This window comes from Streptomyces sp. NPDC086766 (assembly GCF_044746005.1).
Classification (GTDB): Bacteria; Actinomycetota; Actinomycetes; order Streptomycetales; family Streptomycetaceae; genus Streptomyces.
Genome location: NZ_JBIVBI010000003.1, coordinates 191,049 through 206,706, shown reverse-complemented (window position 1 = coordinate 206,706; position 15,658 = coordinate 191,049). Strand labels below are relative to the sequence as shown.

The 15,658-nt window shown below is 73.1% G+C and carries 15 protein-coding genes and 1 pseudogene; 10 read left to right on the top strand and 6 right to left on the bottom strand.

The features are described from left to right. Positions 1-48: 48 nt before the first annotated feature. Positions 49-462, bottom strand: a complete 414-nt coding sequence (locus ACIPM1_RS06805; protein ID WP_356180187.1) for a roadblock/LC7 domain-containing protein — start codon at positions 460-462, stop codon at positions 49-51. 94 nt (positions 463-556) lie between these two features. Here ACIPM1_RS06805 and ACIPM1_RS06800 point away from each other — a divergent pair, with 94 nt between their 5' ends. After that, positions 557-985: a PPOX class F420-dependent oxidoreductase gene (locus ACIPM1_RS06800; protein WP_356180190.1), complete on the top strand. Its 429-nt coding sequence runs from the start codon at positions 557-559 to the stop codon at positions 983-985. 49 nt (positions 986-1,034) lie between these two features. Here the strand turns inward: ACIPM1_RS06800 and ACIPM1_RS06795 are convergent, their stop codons facing one another. Beyond that, a complete protein-coding gene (locus ACIPM1_RS06795; RefSeq protein WP_402429894.1) occupies positions 1,035-1,640 on the bottom strand; it encodes a GTP-binding protein in 606 nt (201 codons plus the stop codon). Positions 1,641-1,921: 281 nt separating this feature from the next. Between ACIPM1_RS06795 and ACIPM1_RS06790 the strand changes: the two genes are divergently transcribed. Next, a complete protein-coding gene (locus ACIPM1_RS06790) occupies positions 1,922-2,521 on the top strand; it encodes a class I SAM-dependent methyltransferase (protein WP_402429891.1) in 600 nt (199 codons plus the stop codon). A 137-nt stretch (positions 2,522-2,658) separates the two neighbouring features. Here ACIPM1_RS06790 and ACIPM1_RS06785 read toward each other — a convergent pair. Beyond that, positions 2,659-3,280: pseudogene (locus ACIPM1_RS06785) on the bottom strand (hypothetical protein). 100 nt (positions 3,281-3,380) lie between these two features. On the opposite strand from ACIPM1_RS06785, the gene ACIPM1_RS06780 reads away from it, so the two are divergent. The 3 genes from ACIPM1_RS06780 (at position 3,381) to ACIPM1_RS06770 (ending at position 6,247) form a co-directional block, all read left to right on the top strand. Next, positions 3,381-3,692, top strand: a complete 312-nt coding sequence (locus ACIPM1_RS06780; protein WP_402429888.1) for a hypothetical protein — start codon at positions 3,381-3,383, stop codon at positions 3,690-3,692. 120 nt (positions 3,693-3,812) lie between these two features. Beyond that, on the top strand, positions 3,813-4,679 hold the full coding sequence (locus tag ACIPM1_RS06775; RefSeq protein ID WP_402429885.1) for a hypothetical protein: 867 nt from the start codon (positions 3,813-3,815) through the stop codon (positions 4,677-4,679). A 179-nt stretch (positions 4,680-4,858) separates the two neighbouring features. Beyond that, positions 4,859-6,247, top strand: coding sequence for a tannase/feruloyl esterase family alpha/beta hydrolase (locus ACIPM1_RS06770; protein WP_402429882.1), 1,389 nt, complete (start codon positions 4,859-4,861; stop codon positions 6,245-6,247). A gap of 4 nt (positions 6,248-6,251) precedes the next feature. Here ACIPM1_RS06770 and ACIPM1_RS06765 read toward each other — a convergent pair whose 3' ends face one another. Continuing rightward, positions 6,252-6,434 (bottom strand): hypothetical protein, encoded by a 183-nt coding sequence (locus ACIPM1_RS06765; protein ID WP_073943599.1) that lies wholly within the window; start codon positions 6,432-6,434, stop codon positions 6,252-6,254. Positions 6,435-6,813: 379 nt separating this feature from the next. Continuing rightward, positions 6,814-7,980, bottom strand: a complete 1,167-nt coding sequence (xylA, locus tag ACIPM1_RS06760) for a xylose isomerase (RefSeq protein WP_402429878.1) — start codon at positions 7,978-7,980, stop codon at positions 6,814-6,816. A 181-nt stretch (positions 7,981-8,161) separates the two neighbouring features. Here xylA and xylB point away from each other — a divergent pair, with 181 nt between their 5' ends. The 5 genes from xylB (at position 8,162) to ACIPM1_RS06735 (ending at position 14,493) form a co-directional block, all read left to right on the top strand. Next, entirely contained in the window at positions 8,162-9,607 is a 1,446-nt protein-coding gene (gene xylB, locus ACIPM1_RS06755; protein WP_402429875.1) for a xylulokinase, read from the top strand. 198 nt (positions 9,608-9,805) lie between these two features. Next, a complete protein-coding gene (locus tag ACIPM1_RS06750) occupies positions 9,806-11,038 on the top strand; it encodes an ROK family protein (RefSeq protein ID WP_402429872.1) in 1,233 nt (410 codons plus the stop codon). 398 nt (positions 11,039-11,436) lie between these two features. Further along, positions 11,437-12,450: an acetamidase/formamidase family protein gene (locus ACIPM1_RS06745; protein ID WP_402429869.1), complete on the top strand. Its 1,014-nt coding sequence runs from the start codon at positions 11,437-11,439 to the stop codon at positions 12,448-12,450. A 52-nt stretch (positions 12,451-12,502) separates the two neighbouring features. Beyond that, positions 12,503-13,102 carry an N-acetylmuramoyl-L-alanine amidase gene (locus ACIPM1_RS06740; RefSeq protein ID WP_402429866.1) on the top strand — a complete coding sequence of 200 codons (600 nt, stop codon included), beginning with the start codon at positions 12,503-12,505 and terminating at the stop codon, positions 13,100-13,102. Positions 13,103-13,215: 113 nt separating this feature from the next. Then, on the top strand, positions 13,216-14,493 hold the full coding sequence (locus ACIPM1_RS06735) for a GAF domain-containing protein (protein WP_402430712.1): 1,278 nt from the start codon (positions 13,216-13,218) through the stop codon (positions 14,491-14,493). Positions 14,494-14,778: 285 nt separating this feature from the next. Here ACIPM1_RS06735 and ACIPM1_RS06730 read toward each other — a convergent pair whose 3' ends face one another. Further along, the gene (locus ACIPM1_RS06730) at positions 14,779-15,555 is read right to left on the bottom strand and encodes a DinB family protein (RefSeq protein WP_402429863.1); all 777 of its coding nucleotides are present in this window, start codon (positions 15,553-15,555) and stop codon (positions 14,779-14,781) included. Positions 15,556-15,658 lie beyond the last annotated feature (103 nt).

The following is a 15,658-nucleotide window of genomic DNA, read 5'->3' as shown; positions in this document are numbered from 1 at the left end:
TCGGCGCGAGCCTGTGGACAACTCCACGGGGGGCGACGAACGTGCAGGTCAGAGGTCAGAGGCCGGAGTCCGCTCGGGTTGGCGGGCGTCCACGTCGAGATGCTCGCCGACCCGGTTCACGAGCAGGGTCATCTCGTAGCCGATCTGGCCTATGTCGGCCTCGGCACCGCTGAGCACGCACAGGCAGCTTCCCGCCCCGGCCGCCGTGACGAACAGCACCGCGTCGTCGAACTCGACCATCGTCTGGCGCACCCTGCCCGCGCCGAAGTGGCGTCCCGAGCCCTTGGCGAGGCTGTGCAGTCCGGAGGAGACGGCCGCCAGATGTTCCGCGTCCTCCCGTCGCAGCCCGGTACTCGCCCCCGTGACCAAACCGTCGTTGGACAGGACCAAGGCGTGCCGTACGTGTTCCACCCGCTCGGTCAGATCGTCTAGCAGCCAGCCGAGCGTCTGGTTCTGTGCCATGATGCGGTCTCCCCGTGTGATGTCTCCCCCTGGTCCGGGAGGATCTCCCGCCAGCCTTCCCCAGGACCGCGGTCCCGGCAAGGAGGATGGGGGCATGGCACAGAAGATGTCCGATGAGGAATGGCGGGCGTTCGTCTCGCACGGGACCCGCACCGGCAAACTGTCGACCGTCCGGGCCGACGGGAGCCCGCACGTGGCCCCGGTGTGGTTCCTGCTCGACGGGGACGAGGTCGTGTTCAACACGGGGAAGGAGACCGTGAAGGGACGCAACCTGGCCCGCGACGGCAGGGTCGCCCTGTGCGTGGACGACGACCGGCCGCCGTTCACCTTCGTCGTGCTGCACGGCCGGGCCCGGCTCTCGGAGGACCTCGAGGAGGTGCGGCGCTGGGCCACCCGCATCGCGGGCCGCTACATGGGCGAGGACCGCGCCGAGGAGTTCGGTGCCCGCAACGCCGTGCCGGGCGAGTTGCTGGTCCGGGTCGCCGTCGACAAGGTGGTGGCATTGAAGGATCTGACCGGCTGAGGGCGGCCGGCTGGAGTCCGGACCCGTCGACCGCCGAAGCCGGACCGGGTCAGCCGACGGAGGCGAGCAGCCGGGCGGTGTGCATGCGCCCCGCGTACTCGACGAGTTGGACGAGCACGTCCTTGGCCGAGGCGCGGTCCCGGGCGTCGCAGACGACGACGGGCGTGCCCTCGTCGAGGTCGAGCGCACGGGAGACGTCGTGGGCTCCGTGGACGCGGGCCCCCGCGAAGCGGTTGACGGCCACCACGAAGGGGATCTGCCGGTGCTCGAAGTAGTCCACCGCCGGAAAGCAGTCCTCGAGCCGCCGGGTGTCGGCGAGGATCACCGCGCCCAGGGCGCCCTGTGCCAGCTCGTCCCACAGGAACCAGAAGCGGTCCTGCCCCGGCGTCCCGAAGAGGTACAGCAACAGGTCGGACTGGATGGTGATCCGGCCGAAGTCCATGGCGACGGTCGTGGTGACCTTCTGGTCCACCCCCTGCGTGTCGTCCACCAGCCGGCCCGCCTGGCTGAGCACTTCCTCGGTGCGCAGCGGGCGGATCTCGCTGACCGCGCCCACCAGGGTGGTCTTGCCCACGCCGAAGCCGCCGGCGACCAGTATCTTCAGCGCCAGGGGAGCCGTCTCGCCGTCCGGGGCAGCGGAGTGCTCGGAGACCATGGATCACTTCTCTCGGGAGGGGCGGAAACGGCGGACGTCGGTGACGCGTCCGGCGCACCCCTGTGACGTCCGCGTGCGACGGGGTGCGGCGACGCGAAGTCAGCATGATGACAACTACCGCACTCGTTCGAGGGATCGGACCGCAATTTCTCCGATGTGACCGTCTCGCGCCTGTTCGGGGCAGGGACACGCCCGCACCGGGGAGGTTGCCGTCGCATGAAGGTCCGATCCTGCCCCCGTGCGCGCGTCGTCGTGCGCGGTGGTGCGGGATCATGCGGAGCATGAGCGACGACCACACACACGTCCGAGAGTTCTTCACCGCCCGGGCCGCCGACTGGGACAGCCGTTTCCCCGACGACGCCCCCGCCTATGCGGCCGCGGTGGCCGAGCTGGGGCTGCGCCGGGGCGACCGTGTGCTCGACGCGGGCTGCGGCACCGGCCGCGCGCTGCCCCCGCTGCGCGCGGCCGTGGGCCCCACCGGAGTCGTGGTGGGGGCCGATCTGACTCCGGCCATGCTGCAGGCCGCGGTACGGGCCGGACGGGACCGGGACGGGCGGCTGGTGCTGGCCGATGTCAGTGCCCTTCCGCTGCGGTCCGAGTCGCTCGACGCCGTGTTGGCCGCCGGTCTCATCGCGCACCTTCCGCATCCCGCCGGGAACCTGCGGGAGTTGGCGCGCGTGGTGCGCCCCGGCGGCACACTGGCGCTGTTCCACCCGATCGGCCGCGCGGCACTCGCGGCGCGTCAGGGCCGCAGCATCACCCCGGACGACCTACGTGTGGAGCCCAACCTGCGGCCTCTGCTGGCCGGTTCGGGATGGCGCATGACGTCGTACTCGGACGAGGACGCGCGCTTCCTGGCGCTGGCCGTGCGCGAAGGCTGACTCGGCGGCCTCCTCACCGCTCGGTACTCGCCCAGCCCTGACACCGTCAGGTGGGACGTGCGATCGCTGACGCCCTCCGGCAGGTCGCGCGGGTCACGTCCCAGGGCGGTCTCGTCCGGCCACGCCCCACATTCGCGTCACTCGTCGGCGCCTGACGAAGCGCCGTCGTGGCGCACCGGGCAGCCGCGGACGCCCGGGACCGGACGGGTGCCGAGGTCGGCCAGCCGGTAGCCGCCCGGATAGCTCTTGATCTCCCGGTTCTGCCGCGCGAAGTGCGGGTTCCGTCGCGGCGGCAGCAGGCGCACGGCACGCCCCCGGGCCCGCACGGCTCCGCGTACCAGTCTTCGAGTGAACGCCGGCGGGGGCTCGTAGCGGAAGGCCCGCAGCAGGGGTTCGTCGAGCAGGGCGAGGGTCGAGGCGCGCAGCACCGGCGCGAGGGGGCGCGGATACCAGGCGGTGCATCTGGTTGACGCGGCGAATGGCGGTGCGCGCCTGATCGCTGCCGAAACCGTGCTCGACGACGGCGTCCAGCAGCAGCGCGGTGTCGTCGTAGCGCTTCTGTGAGCGGTCGGTGAGTTCCGCCGTCGCCGCGAGCAGCCGGCCGATGCTCGGCACCGCGTAGGTGCGGTAGAGCGCCAGTTCGAGCGAGCGGGTGAAGTCCCAGGGGAACTCGTAGGCGGCGGTGAGCCTGAGGATCTCCGTCGCGTCGGCCACCGGGTCCATCCGGCGAATACGCCCGAGCCGCTCGAAACGCTTCACCCCGCCCGCCCCCCTTATGCCGTCGGAGCATCAACTCTACGTTGAGGAGCAGCACATGGACGATCGGCGACGCACACCACACTGGGGCAAGGTGGTCCGCATGTTCAGCAACCTCCGCACGTCCTTCACCAGGATCTTCACCTCTTCACGTACGGAGCCGAAGCGGGGGCGGGACACGCGCACGCCCAACCTCTTCGAGGCCGCCGCCGCCTATGTGTCGGCCTGCGCGGAGGACGACCAGGACCGGATGGACGAGGCCGCGACCTGGGTGTCTCCGGAGGCGCTGTCCTTCGGAGTGAGGGAGCTGGCGTGCCGTGCGGTGATCGTCCTGGCGCGGGAGCGCGACGAGCCACCGGCGGGGGTGGCGCGGACCCTGCTCGGGCTTCCGGCAGCCCGGACCATGGACGCGTGAGGGCCGTTTCGCCCACCTCCAGGCGGAAAACTGCAGGTCCGCCCGCACACGGAGTCGTGACAACCGCCTTCCGCTCGCACTAGGGTGCGCGCCGTTGGACGAACCGATGGGGAGGCTGGGATGGCCGGGACGGACGAGGAAGCCGTCGCCGCCGCGGACGACGCGCTCTATGTGCTCACGGCGGTGCTGCTGACGCCTGCGCAGTTCCCGAGTGTGCTGGGCGACGACTATCCGGAGGCCTGCGCCGCGCTGGGACTCGCGCCGCGGGCCGACGGGTACGGGCTGGTTCTCGGCCAGGACGGCGCCGGGGCGCGATGGACGGTCGTCATCGACGACGTGTCGCTGGTCGCCGTGGCCATCGCCTCCTGGGACTGCGGAATGGAGTACGACCTGTCGCCCGACGAGCGCACGGTCGTCGCCGCCCTGCCGGGCTGGCCGCTCGCGGTCGCCGTCGCGGCTCCCGGGGTGCCCGCACCGCACGATCCCGGGCCGGAGGCCGCGGACGGGCCGCCGCTCGCGCCGCCGGACACCAGCGTCTGGGGGCCGGCCCAGCGCCGGCTGGGCGCCGACGAGATCGCGTTGCAGTGGGCGGTGTGGCGCGGGCAGATCGACGACACCGGCTTCCCCGCTCGGGACGGCGGGTCCGCGGCGGACGGCGGCTCGTCCGGGACGGCCGGCGGGGAAGCCCCTGAGCAGGCCGGTGAGGCCGGCTCCGGGGGACACGGCGGCATCCGGCGCGTCCTGGCGGAGGCGCACGCCTACGTCGACTCGCCGCCGCCGCTCGGACGCGTCAGGTCGTCCTTCGCTTCCGGCGACGCGCGGACCCTGCGGGTGGACGGTCCCGGCTGGTCGATGGTGGCCCGGACCGACGACATCGCCTTCGTCCTCCTCGACGAGGAGCCCGGCGAAGTCCTGCCGGTCGGCCGCGGCCCGGAGCTGCCCGGACTGCTGGAGGCCCTCGACAAGCTGGCGGTGCGCCCCAGCTGAACTCGGCTGCGCCGCAGGGCACTTCGACGCCGAGACATGTCTTCCTCCGCCATGCCGGGCTCTCACTCCATGTGGCGCCGGCCCATGGATGACACGGAAGCGGGACAGCACCATGGGGCAGCTCCGGGCTCCACCGCCCGGTGCTGTCACGCCCGCCCCGTCGTGCCCTGGAGGCTTTCATGCGTCTGTCCCGAGGTGTCCCGCTCGTTGCCGCCGCCCTGGTGGCGGCGGCCGTCACGTGGCCGGTTCCCGCCGGCGCCGCGGCCGGCGCCGCCGGGCACTGCGTCCGCCAGGAGCGGGTACGGGTGCCGGGCGCGGAATTCCAGCAGAGCGCCTGCCTGCCGGACCTGACCACCGCGGGGCTCGCCGGAACCCCGTACACGGACACCGCCGACCAGGCGGGGCTCACGGCGCGGGCGACGCGGACGCCCTCGGGGGTGCCGGGTGTGCAGATCGACGGCTACTTTCCCGACTCCTCCCACTTCAACGCCACGCACGGCTGGAAGCACGACGCGCAGTTCGTGATCCGGCTGCCCGATCACTGGAACGGCGGCCTCGTCGTCACCGGCGCGCCCGGCACCCGCAAGCAGTACGCCACCGACAAGGCGATCTCGGATCAGGTGCTGGCGCGCGGCTACGCCTACGCGGCGACCGACAAGGGCAACAGCGGGGCCGACTTCTACCGCGACGGCACCCGGCCCGGTGACGCCATCGCCGAATGGAACGCACGGACCACGCAGCTCACCCGGGCCGCCAAGCGCGCGGTCGCCCAGCGCTACGGGCACGCCCCGCGCCGTACGTACATGACCGGCATCTCCAACGGCGGCTACCTCACCCGCTGGCAGCTGGAGAACCACCCGGAGCTGTACGACGGCGGCGTGGACTGGGAGGGCGCCCTGTGGACGGCCGACGGCCCCAACCTGCTCACCTCGCTGCCCGCGGCGGTCGGGCACATCCTGGGATCGGCTGATGACGAGGACCTGTACGCGGTGGGCTTCGCGCGGGGCTCGGAGTTCCTGTGGCCGTACCACGAGAAGGCGTACTGGGGCGTCACGCAGAAGATCTACCGCGCCGAGTTCGACCCGGGATACGACACCGGCTGCCCGGGCCCGTCCGCGGGGAGCACGGCGGAGGAGATCCTGGCGCCGTGCGCCTCGGACGCGGCGTACGACTACGCGTCCCGTCCGGCGTCCGTCCACCGGGCCGTGGAACGCGTCGCGCTGACCGGCCGGATCGGCAGGCCGCTGATCACGCTGCACGGCGACCTGGACGCCCTGCTGCCCAAGGCGGCGGACTCTGACGTGTACGCGCGCATGATCGACGCCAGCGGACGGGGAGGTATGCACCGGTACTACACGATCCAGGGCGGCACGCACGTCGACGGGCTGTACGACACCTACCCGGACCGGCTGCGGCCGATCCTGCCGTGCTACCGGTCGGCGTTCGACGCGCTGGTGTCGTGGGTCGAGCGCGGCACCGAGCCGCCCGCGGACCGGACCGTGGGCAGGACCGCGGGCGAGGACGTGGTGAACTCCTGCGACGTGGGCGGGACCACGGCGGGGCGGTGACGCCTCAGCGGCCCAGCTCCTTGCGGGTGACGCGGCGCAGCCGGCGTCGCTGCGAGGGGTCCAGCGCGAGGTAAGCGGCGGCCGGGACTCCCAGGACGATCAGCAGCGCGGCCCACCAGGGCAGCCAGATCAGCAGGATGAGCCCGGCCGCCACACCTCCCGCGGCGATCTTCGCGTTCTTCGACATCTGTCGCCTCCTTCGCGGCCACTGCCGCTCTCTGTGGTGAGAACGGGCCCGCGCGTCCGGCAGTTCCGGACCACGACCCCGAGATGCCCCTGAGACATCCCCGAGGCGCCCCGGAGACGTGACCGGGCCGGAGAGGTGCTCACTCCGCCCGGGGCCCGCCCACCGGGGGCAGGCCGACCGGTGGCGGATGCCGGGCATTCACCCACCTGTGGAGACGACGCTGACCTGCGTCCGGCTGCCGCACCGGACCTGATCGGCCGTCACCGCGCCCCACGGCCGTCGAGCGCCGGAGGCAAGGCGAGTCGGCACCCGAGCCGCACGCGCGCGACGCGGGCCGGCAGGAGCCCCCGCACGCGCGCGTGCACGCCGATCGCCGGCCTCAGCCGCGCGCGCCCAGCAGATGGTCCATCGCCAGCTGGTCCAGCTGTTCGAAGGCCATCCCCCGGGAGGCGGCCGCCTCCACGTCGAAGTCCTCGAAGGCCGACCGGTCCGTGAGCAGCGCCTGCAGGCCGTCCGCGGCGGTGGGCCGGGCGAGCTCGTCCAGCCGGGACGCGCGCAGGGCCTCCTGGACCTCCGGATCGGCGCGGAAGGCGGCCGCGCGCTCCTTGAGGATGAGGTAGTTGCGCATGCAGCCCGCCGCCGACGCCCACACACCGTCGAGGTCCTCGGTGCGCGGCGGCTTGAAGTCGAAGTGGCGCGGGCCCTCGTAGCCGGCGCTCTCCAGCAGGTCGACGAGCCAGAAGGCGGCACGCAGATCACCCGCGCCGAAGCGGAGGTCCTGGTCGTACTTGATTCCGGACTGGCCGTTGAGGTCGATGTGGAACAGTTTGCCCGCCCACAGGGCCTGCGCGATGCCGTGCGGGAAGTTCAGCCCGGCCATCTGCTCGTGACCGACCTCCGGGTTCACGCCGTAGAGCTCCGGGCGCTCCAGGCGCTCGATGAACGCCAGGGCGTGGCCGACGGTGGGCAGCAGGATGTCGCCGCGCGGCTCGTTCGGCTTCGGTTCGATGGCGAAGCGCAGGTCGTAGCCCTGCGCGACGACGTACTCCCCGAGGAGGTCGAACGCCTCCTTCATGCGGTCGAGGGCGATGCGGACGTCCTTGGCGGCGCCGGACTCGGCGCCCTCGCGCCCGCCCCAGGCCACGTAGGTCTTCGCGCCGAGTTCCGCCGCCAGGTCGATGTTGCGGATCGTCTTGCGCAGGGCGTAGCGGCGTACGTCGCGGTCGTTCGCGGTGAAGGCGCCGTCCTTGAAGACGGGGTGCGTGAAGAGGTTGGTGGTCGCCATCGGCACGGTCATGCCGGTGATGTCGAGTGCCTGACGGAAGCGCTTGACGTGCGACTCGCGCTCGGTCTCCGAGGACCCGAAGGGGATGAGGTCGTCGTCATGGAAGGTCACACCGTGGGCGCCGAGTCCGGCCAGGCGCTGCACCGTCTCGACCGGGTCGAGGGCGCGGCGCGTGGCGTCGCCGAACGGGTCCCGTCCCTGCCAGCCGACGGTCCACAGGCCGAAGGTGAACCTGTCCTCGGGGGTGGGCTGGTAGCTCATGCCGCGGCTCCTTGCTCGCTTGCGACTATTTCGTCATGGCGATTTACAAATTAGTATGCGAACGCTTCCCTGGGAAGGGACCAGATGACCCCGACGGGGCGGATGCGCGGGTCGACGCGACCCGGGCACCGTGAGAACACCAGGTCAGATCCCCGCGAGCCGCGGAAAGAGGGAGAGCCCGATGTCAGCAGCCGAGGGTCCGCTCGTCGTCGGTGTGGACTCGTCCACCCAGTCCACCAAGGCGCTCGTCGTCGACGCGGCCACCGGACGGGTCGTGGCGAGCGGCAAGGCACCGCACACCGTGTCCTCGGGGGCCGGCCGCGAGAGCGACCCGCGCCAGTGGTGGGACGCCCTGTGCGCGGCACTGCACCAGTGCGGTGAGGCGGCGCACGAGGCCGCCGCCGTGTCCGTCGCCGGCCAGCAGCACGGACTCGTCACCCTCGACGCCCAGGGCGAGCCCGTGCGGCCGGCCCTGCTGTGGAACGACGTCCGCTCGGCTCCGCAGGCCCGCCGCCTGGTCGAGGAGCTGGGCGGCCCGAAGGCGTGGGCGGAGCGCACGGGCAGCGTGCCCAGCGCCTCCTTCACCGTCACCAAGTGGGCGTGGCTGGCGGAGAACGAACCGGAGGCGGTGCGGTCGACGGCGGCCGTACGTCTCCCCCACGACTACCTCACCGGGCGGCTGACGGGGCTGGGCACGACCGACCGCGGTGATGCGTCGGGAACGGGCTGGTGGGCGTCCTCCACGGAGTCCTACGACGACGAGATCCTCGCCCGTGTGGGACTCGACCCCGCGCTGCTGCCCCGGGTGGTGCGGCCCGGGGAGGTGGTGGGGACCGTGCGCGACAGCCACGACCTGCCGTTCTCCAAGGGAACCCTGGTGGCCCCGGGCACCGGCGACAATGCCGCGGCCGCCACGGGCCTGGGGCTTCGCCCCGGCACGCCGGTGCTGAGCCTCGGTACGTCGGGCACGGTGTACGCGGTGTCGCGGCACCGTCCCGCCGACCCCTCGGGCACGGTGGCCGGCTTCGCCGACGCCCGCGGGGAGTGGCTGCCGCTGGCCTGCACCCTGAACTGCACCCTCGCCGTCGACCGCATCGCCGCACTGCTGGGCGCGGACCGGGAGGCCGTCGAGCCCGGGGCCGAGGTCACCCTGCTCCCGTTCCTGGACGGCGAACGCACCCCCAGCCTGCCGCACGCCTCCGGGCTTCTGCACGGGCTGCGCCACGACACGACCGCGGGTCAGTTGCTGCAGGCCGCCTACGACGGCGCCGTCCACTCACTGCTCGGCGCGCTCGACCTGGTCCTCGACCGGGACGCAGACCGCACCGCTCCCCTGCTGCTGATCGGCGGCGGCGCCCGCGGCACGGCCTGGCAGCAGACCGTGCGGCGCCTGTCCGGGCGGCCGGTCCAGGTGCCCGAAGCGGCCGAGCTGGTCGCGCTGGGCGCCGCGGCCCAGGCGGCCGGCCTGCTGACCGGCGAGGATCCGGCCGCCGTCGCCCGCCGCTGGAAGACGGCCGACGGTCCCTTGCTGGACGCCGTGGAGCGGGACGAGGCGGCGCTGACCAGGATCGCCGGGGTACTCTCCGACGCGTCGCCCCTGCTGGAGCGGGAGGCGGGCACCCGATGACGGACACCGGGTGCCGAACACGCCGGAAAGGACACCTCGAGCCGGGCGCCCCGTCACCGGCGCCGGTGACAGACTCCCGGCCGGGCCCGTGACGGACGCCGGCCGACGGACACGACTCACGGCCACGGGTGACCGGCACGACCGACGGACACGACATACGGACACGACGTACGGACACGATCGAGGACGGACGGAGGCATGACCGCACCGCTGCACGAGGCCCGCACGGCCGGTTCCGGGGGCGCCCGCGCGACAGGCCCCGGGCGTCCGCTGCCCGACACCCAGCAGGGCATGCGCCGCCGCAATCTCGCCCGGGTCATGCACACCGTGAGCGCGGGCGGCCCTCTGTCGCGCGCCGCGGTCGCCTCCCGCATCGGACTCACCCGTGCCGCGGTGTCGACCCTCGTCGACGAACTCATCCGCTGGGGCCTCCTGGACGAGCTCGGACCCGAGCGGCCCGGCCGGGTGGGCCGCCCCGGTTCGGCACTCGCCGTCAGCGGACACGGCCCGGCGGGGCTGGGCGCGGAGGTGGGCGTCGACCACCTGGCGGCCTGCGTGGTGGATCTGCGCGGAGAGGTGCGGGCGCGGGCCGTCCGGCACGGCACCAACCGGGGACGCTCCCCCGTCCCGGTGACGAGGGAACTCACCGCGCTGATACGTCAGGTCGTCGCCGAGGCGGAGGGGCAGGGCCTGTGGCCGGCGGGACTCGCCGTCGCGGTGCCCGGTCTGGTCGCCCGCGACGGCCGGACGGTCGTCCGCGCCCCCAACCTCGACTGGCACGACACCGACCTCGGCCCCCTGCTGCCGGCCGCGTACCCGCTGACCGTGGACAACGAGGCCAACTTCGGCGGTCTGGCGGAACTCTGGCTCGGCGAGGGCACACCACGCGACTTCCTGCACGTGTCGGCGGAGATCGGTATCGGCGCCGCGGTGGTGGTCGACGGGCAGTTGCTGCGCGGAACGCGGGGCTTCGCGGGCGAGTTGGGCCATGTGCCGGTCCAGGCCGAGGGGCCGGCGTGCCCGTGCGGGGGACGCGGATGCCTGGAGCAGTACGCGGGTGAGGAGGCGGTGCTGCGAGCGGCGGGCCTGGAACCGGCCGGGGACCGGGTCGGGTTGCTGGCCCGGCGCGCCGCCGGGGGTGACGAGGAGGTACGGCGGGCCCTGAGCGCGGCGGGCACGGCGTTCGGTGTCGCGCTGACCGGGGCCGTCAATCTGCTCGACCCCGAGGCCGTGGTGCTGGGCGGCGCGCTGGCCGGGCTCGCGCCCTGGCTCCTGCCCTCGCTGGAGGCGGAGTTGGCCGGGCGCACCGCCGGGCCCGTCTGCCCGGTGTCCGTCTCCCGGCTGGGCCCCGAAGGTCCGCTGCTGGGTGCCGCCCACTCGGTGGTACGTGCCGTCCTGGACGACCCGGCGGCCGTGGCCGGACACGGCTGATCCGATCCCGCGGACGCACTCCGGTACCCCGGGCGAACCTCGTTCACGGACGACGACAGCGGTCCGCGCGGCCCCGAACGGGTCCGATTCCCGGCACACGTCACTCGTCCGGTAGGCAATTCACCCGCCCGGGTGGCCGAGTTGTCCCCAACTTCCCGCCCGTCCACGGATGCACGCGGTGCTCTTCTGCCCGACCCGCCCGCGCCGTACCGTGAATCACGCGAGGCGCTGCCGTCGCGTCGGGTCGACGGCGGGCGTACCGGGGTGGACGCGGGGGTTTCACATGTCGGGGGACACGACTGTCGGACTTCGGCGCGATGCCATCGGGCTGCGCGAGCCACCTCGACGATTCCCCCCTCCACCCGCCACAGGCAGAACGAGAAGGGAGCTGTGCAGCGATGAGCGACCCCCGCATCCTGACCGTGCGGCCAGAACCGGGCGAGTACGCCTGGACGTTCGGCGGCGCGCCGCCGGTGGCGCGCATCGCGCCGGGCACGGTACTCGACCTGTATACCGAGGACTGCTTCGCCGGGCGGGTGCGCTCCGAGAAGGACCTGGTGTCCGAGGTGTGCGAGCTCCCGTACCTCAACCCGCAGACCGGCCCCTTCCACGTGGAGGGGGCGGAGCCCGGGGACACGGTCGCGGTGCACTTCGTGTCGATCGAGCCGGCCCGGGACTGGGCGGCTTCGACGACGGTCCCGCTGTTCGGGGCGCTCACCTCCACGCACGCGACGGCGACCCTGCAACCGCCGCTGCCCGAGACGGTATGGATCTGGCAGCTGGACCGGGTGCGGCGCACCGCCCTGTTCCGGGCACACGACAGCGCCCTCGAGATCGAGCTGCCCATCGACCCGATGCACGGCACCGTGGGAGTGGCCCCCGCCAACCTCGAGGTGCGGTCCGCACTGGTGCCCGACGCCCACGGCGGCAACATGGACACGCCGGAGATGCGGGCCGGCGTCACCTGCTATCTCGGGGTGAACGTCGAGGGCGCACTGCTCAGCCTCGGCGACGGACACGCCCGGCAGGGTGAGGGCGAGACCTGCGGGGTCGCCGTCGAGTGTGCGATGAACACGGTCGTGATCGTCGAGCTCCTCAAGGGCGTGGCCACCCCCTGGCCGCGTCTGGAGTCGGACACGCACATCATCTCCACCGGCTCGGCCCGTCCGCTGGAGGACGCCTTCCGGATATCCCAGCTCGACCTGGTGCGGTGGCTGGTGCGCGACTACGGGTTCAGCGAGCCGGACGCGTACCAGTTCGCGACCCAGGCCGTGGAATCGCCGTTGGCCAACGTCTGCGACACCAACTACACGTGCGTGGCCAAGCTCCGCAAGGAGTGGCTGCCCGTGCGCGAGACTCACCGCGGACTGCACGCGCGGCTGCGCGAGACGGCGGCGGCACTCAGGCGCTGACCGCAGGCCGTGCGCCGAGGGACATCCCCCCCACGAGAAAGGCCCCTCGCCCATGGACGGAGCACGACCCCTCCCCAGCAGACGACGACTTCTGAAGGCCGCCGCCCTGGCCGCCGTACCCGTCGCGTTGTTCCCCGCCACGCGGGCCGGGGCGCGACCGCAGGCCGTGGACTACCCGTCGGCCGACTGGCGGCCGGCGAGCAGTTCCAACTACACGGCCTCCGACCGGCCCATGTCCTACTCCATCGACCGGGTGATCATCCACGTCGCGCAGGAGACGTACGCGGACACCTTCGCCATCTTCCAGAACGAGATGGCGAGGGTGTCCGCCCACTACGTCGTCCGGTCCGCCGACGGGCACATCGCGCAGTGCGTCCGTGAGTCGGACGTCGCATGGCACGCCGGGAACTGGGACTACAACACGCGCAGCATCGGCATCGAGCACGAGGGCTGGGTGGAGCAGCCCTCCTGGTTCACCGACGCCCTGTACGAGCAGTCGGCCAGGCTCACCGCCACGATCTGCGACGCGTACCGCATCCCCAAGGACCGGGCGCACATCATCGGGCACTACGAGGTGCCGGGCTCGGACCACACCGATCCCGGACCGAACTGGGACTGGGTCCGCTACATCAGACTGGTCAACCTCACCTGACGTCGGGAGCACGGGCAGCCGCGTCGTCCGAGCAACCCGTGTCGAAGAGGTTGTCCAGGCGCACACCGGGAGTGACGATGTCCCCGAGCCGCATCGCCGTCCGGGAGGCCGAGTTGTCCGATCCGTGGGTGGCCCTGGAGCCGGGGGCCGACCCTGCCGAGCGCGTACGGGTGCTGCGCAGCGCGCACGAGACGTTCACCGCCGGGGGCACGATGCCCAGACCGGTGCGTCCGGTGGTGGCCGACTCGTGGCGGCGGTCCGCGCGGGCGGGCGTCGGGCCGGACGGCGCCGCGAGCGTGGAGCTCGCGGACGGCGACCTCGGCGCCTACCGGGCGGAGCATCCGCTGGCTGCGGTGATGCCGCTGTTCCGGGAGCTGCTCGGCACATTCGCCGCCGACGGCGAGCACCTGCTCGCGGTGTGCGACGCGCACGGCAGACTGCTGTGGGTCGAGGGCCATCCGGCGACCCGGCAGCGGGCCGGGCGGATGAACTTCGTGCCGGGTGCCCGGTGGGCGGAGTCCGCGGTCGGCACGAACGCTCCGGGCACGGCGGTCATGGTCGACCGGCCGGTGCAGGTCTTCGCGGCCGAGCATTTCATCCGGCAGGTGCAGCCCTGGACGTGCGCGGCGGCTCCGGTGCACGACCCGCGCACCGGACGGGTGCTCGGGGCGGTGGACATCACCGGCGGGGACCGGCTGGCGCATCCGCACAGTCTGGGGTTCGTGCAGGCGGTGGCGCGGGCCGCCGAGTCGCACCTGGCGCTGCTCGGCCCGCCGGGACCGGCCACCGGCACGCCGGAGCTGACCGCGCTGGGCCGCGACGAGGCCCGGCTCCTGGTGGACGGCCGCACGGTACGGCTGAGCCGCCGGCACAGCGAGATCCTGATGCTGCTCTCCCGCCACCCGGAGGGCCTGACCGGTGACGAGCTGTTGTGCGCGCTGTACGAGGACGAGTCGGTCACGCCGGTGACGCTGCGGGCCGAACTGGCCCGGCTGCGCAGGGTGCTCGGCCCGGGCCTGCTGGCCTCACGTCCGTACCGGCTCACCGTTCCCCTGGGGTCCGACGCGGCCGTCGTGGAGCGGCGGCTGGAGACGGGTGCGGTCGCGGCCGCGGCGACCGCCTACGCCGGTCCGCTGCTGCCCGCCTCCCAGGCCCCGGCGGTGGTGCGGCTCAGGCGGCGCCTCGCCGACGGCCTGCGCTCGGCGCTGATCGCCCGCCGCGACCCGGACCTGCTGGCCGACTGGGCGCACGCGCCGTGGGGAGAGGACGACCTCGACGTCTGGCGGGCCCTGGCCGCCGTACGGCCGACGGCGCCGGTGCGCACCCGGCTCGCCGCTCTGGAGGCGGAACTGGCGGCCCCCTCCAACCCGCCCCGCCCCTCACCCCGCTGAACCGCCGAACCGCTGACAGCGGCGGCTGCGCCCGCGCCGACCGCCCGTCTCCGTCCCGCCCACGCCGGCCACCACCCGTCCCGGTTCAGCCAGTCCCGGTCCAGCCCGCCCGGGTACTGCCCGTCCCGGCCGCCCCACTCGTGGGCAGGTCCCCGGTGGATCCTCTGGACCGGGAAGCGGACCTGGTTGCCGCCGGGCCTCCTGCCCGCAGCCACGGACGGACGGACATCACGGACGTCTCTGCGCCATGCGATGACTCGGCCGGTGAGGACGAGCCCCACGGTGTCAGCCCCGTTCCTCCAGGACGGCCAAGTCGCGCTCGGCGTAGATGCGGTGCCACCACTCCTCGTTGAGGACGACCAGCAGGCACTCGCGGAGTGGGAAGGTCTCACCCTCGTCCGGCCAGCCGGGACCCACGAGCGGTTCGGTCCGGCTGTCGAGCTGCTCGTGGGTCAGGCCGTCGACCACGCGCCGCATCATCGCCATCGCCTCCAGCCGCAGGGTGAGGGTCTCTTCCAGCGACGGGCGCGCGTCACGGTCGTGCGGCACTCCCGGCCGGGGACTCATCTCGTCCCACGGCAGGGACAGCGGGTGCCAAGGACTGGGATCGCCCAGGATGCAGCGGCCGACCCACGACTCGGTCGCGAACGCCAGGTGGCGCAGAGTCTGGATGAACGACCACTCGCCGTCGACCGACTCGTGCAGCAGTTCCGGTGGGAGCCGGCGGGCCCGCGCGAGGGTCGCCTCCCAGAGCCGTTCGTCGAGGTCCCAGGCTTCCCGGAACCCCTCCGGAGTGGTCGGGCGGAACGTGCGGCGGTCGGGGTACCGGCGGTCCAGCTCGGCCTCCACCAACGGTGCGACGTCGACCCCGTTGACGACGAGGTTGCGGATCTCGCCGTCGATGGTGACGTCGGCCATCTCCACACCGCGCATCACCACCCGGTGGAACGCACACGCCCGGAACTCCGCGCCGTCCAGGCTCACCGCGGTGAACCGCGCCCCCGCCATGTCCGCGCGCTCGAACTCCGGACCGCGAAAGCCGGTGAAGTCGCTGTCCCTCATAGCGCTCAGACTAGAGCCGAAGGGCTGTCGACCGGGGTCGTCGGAGCGGAGCCGCGCAACGTCGTTGCAACGTCCGCCTTCCTAGCCTCGTGCCGAGAGCTGC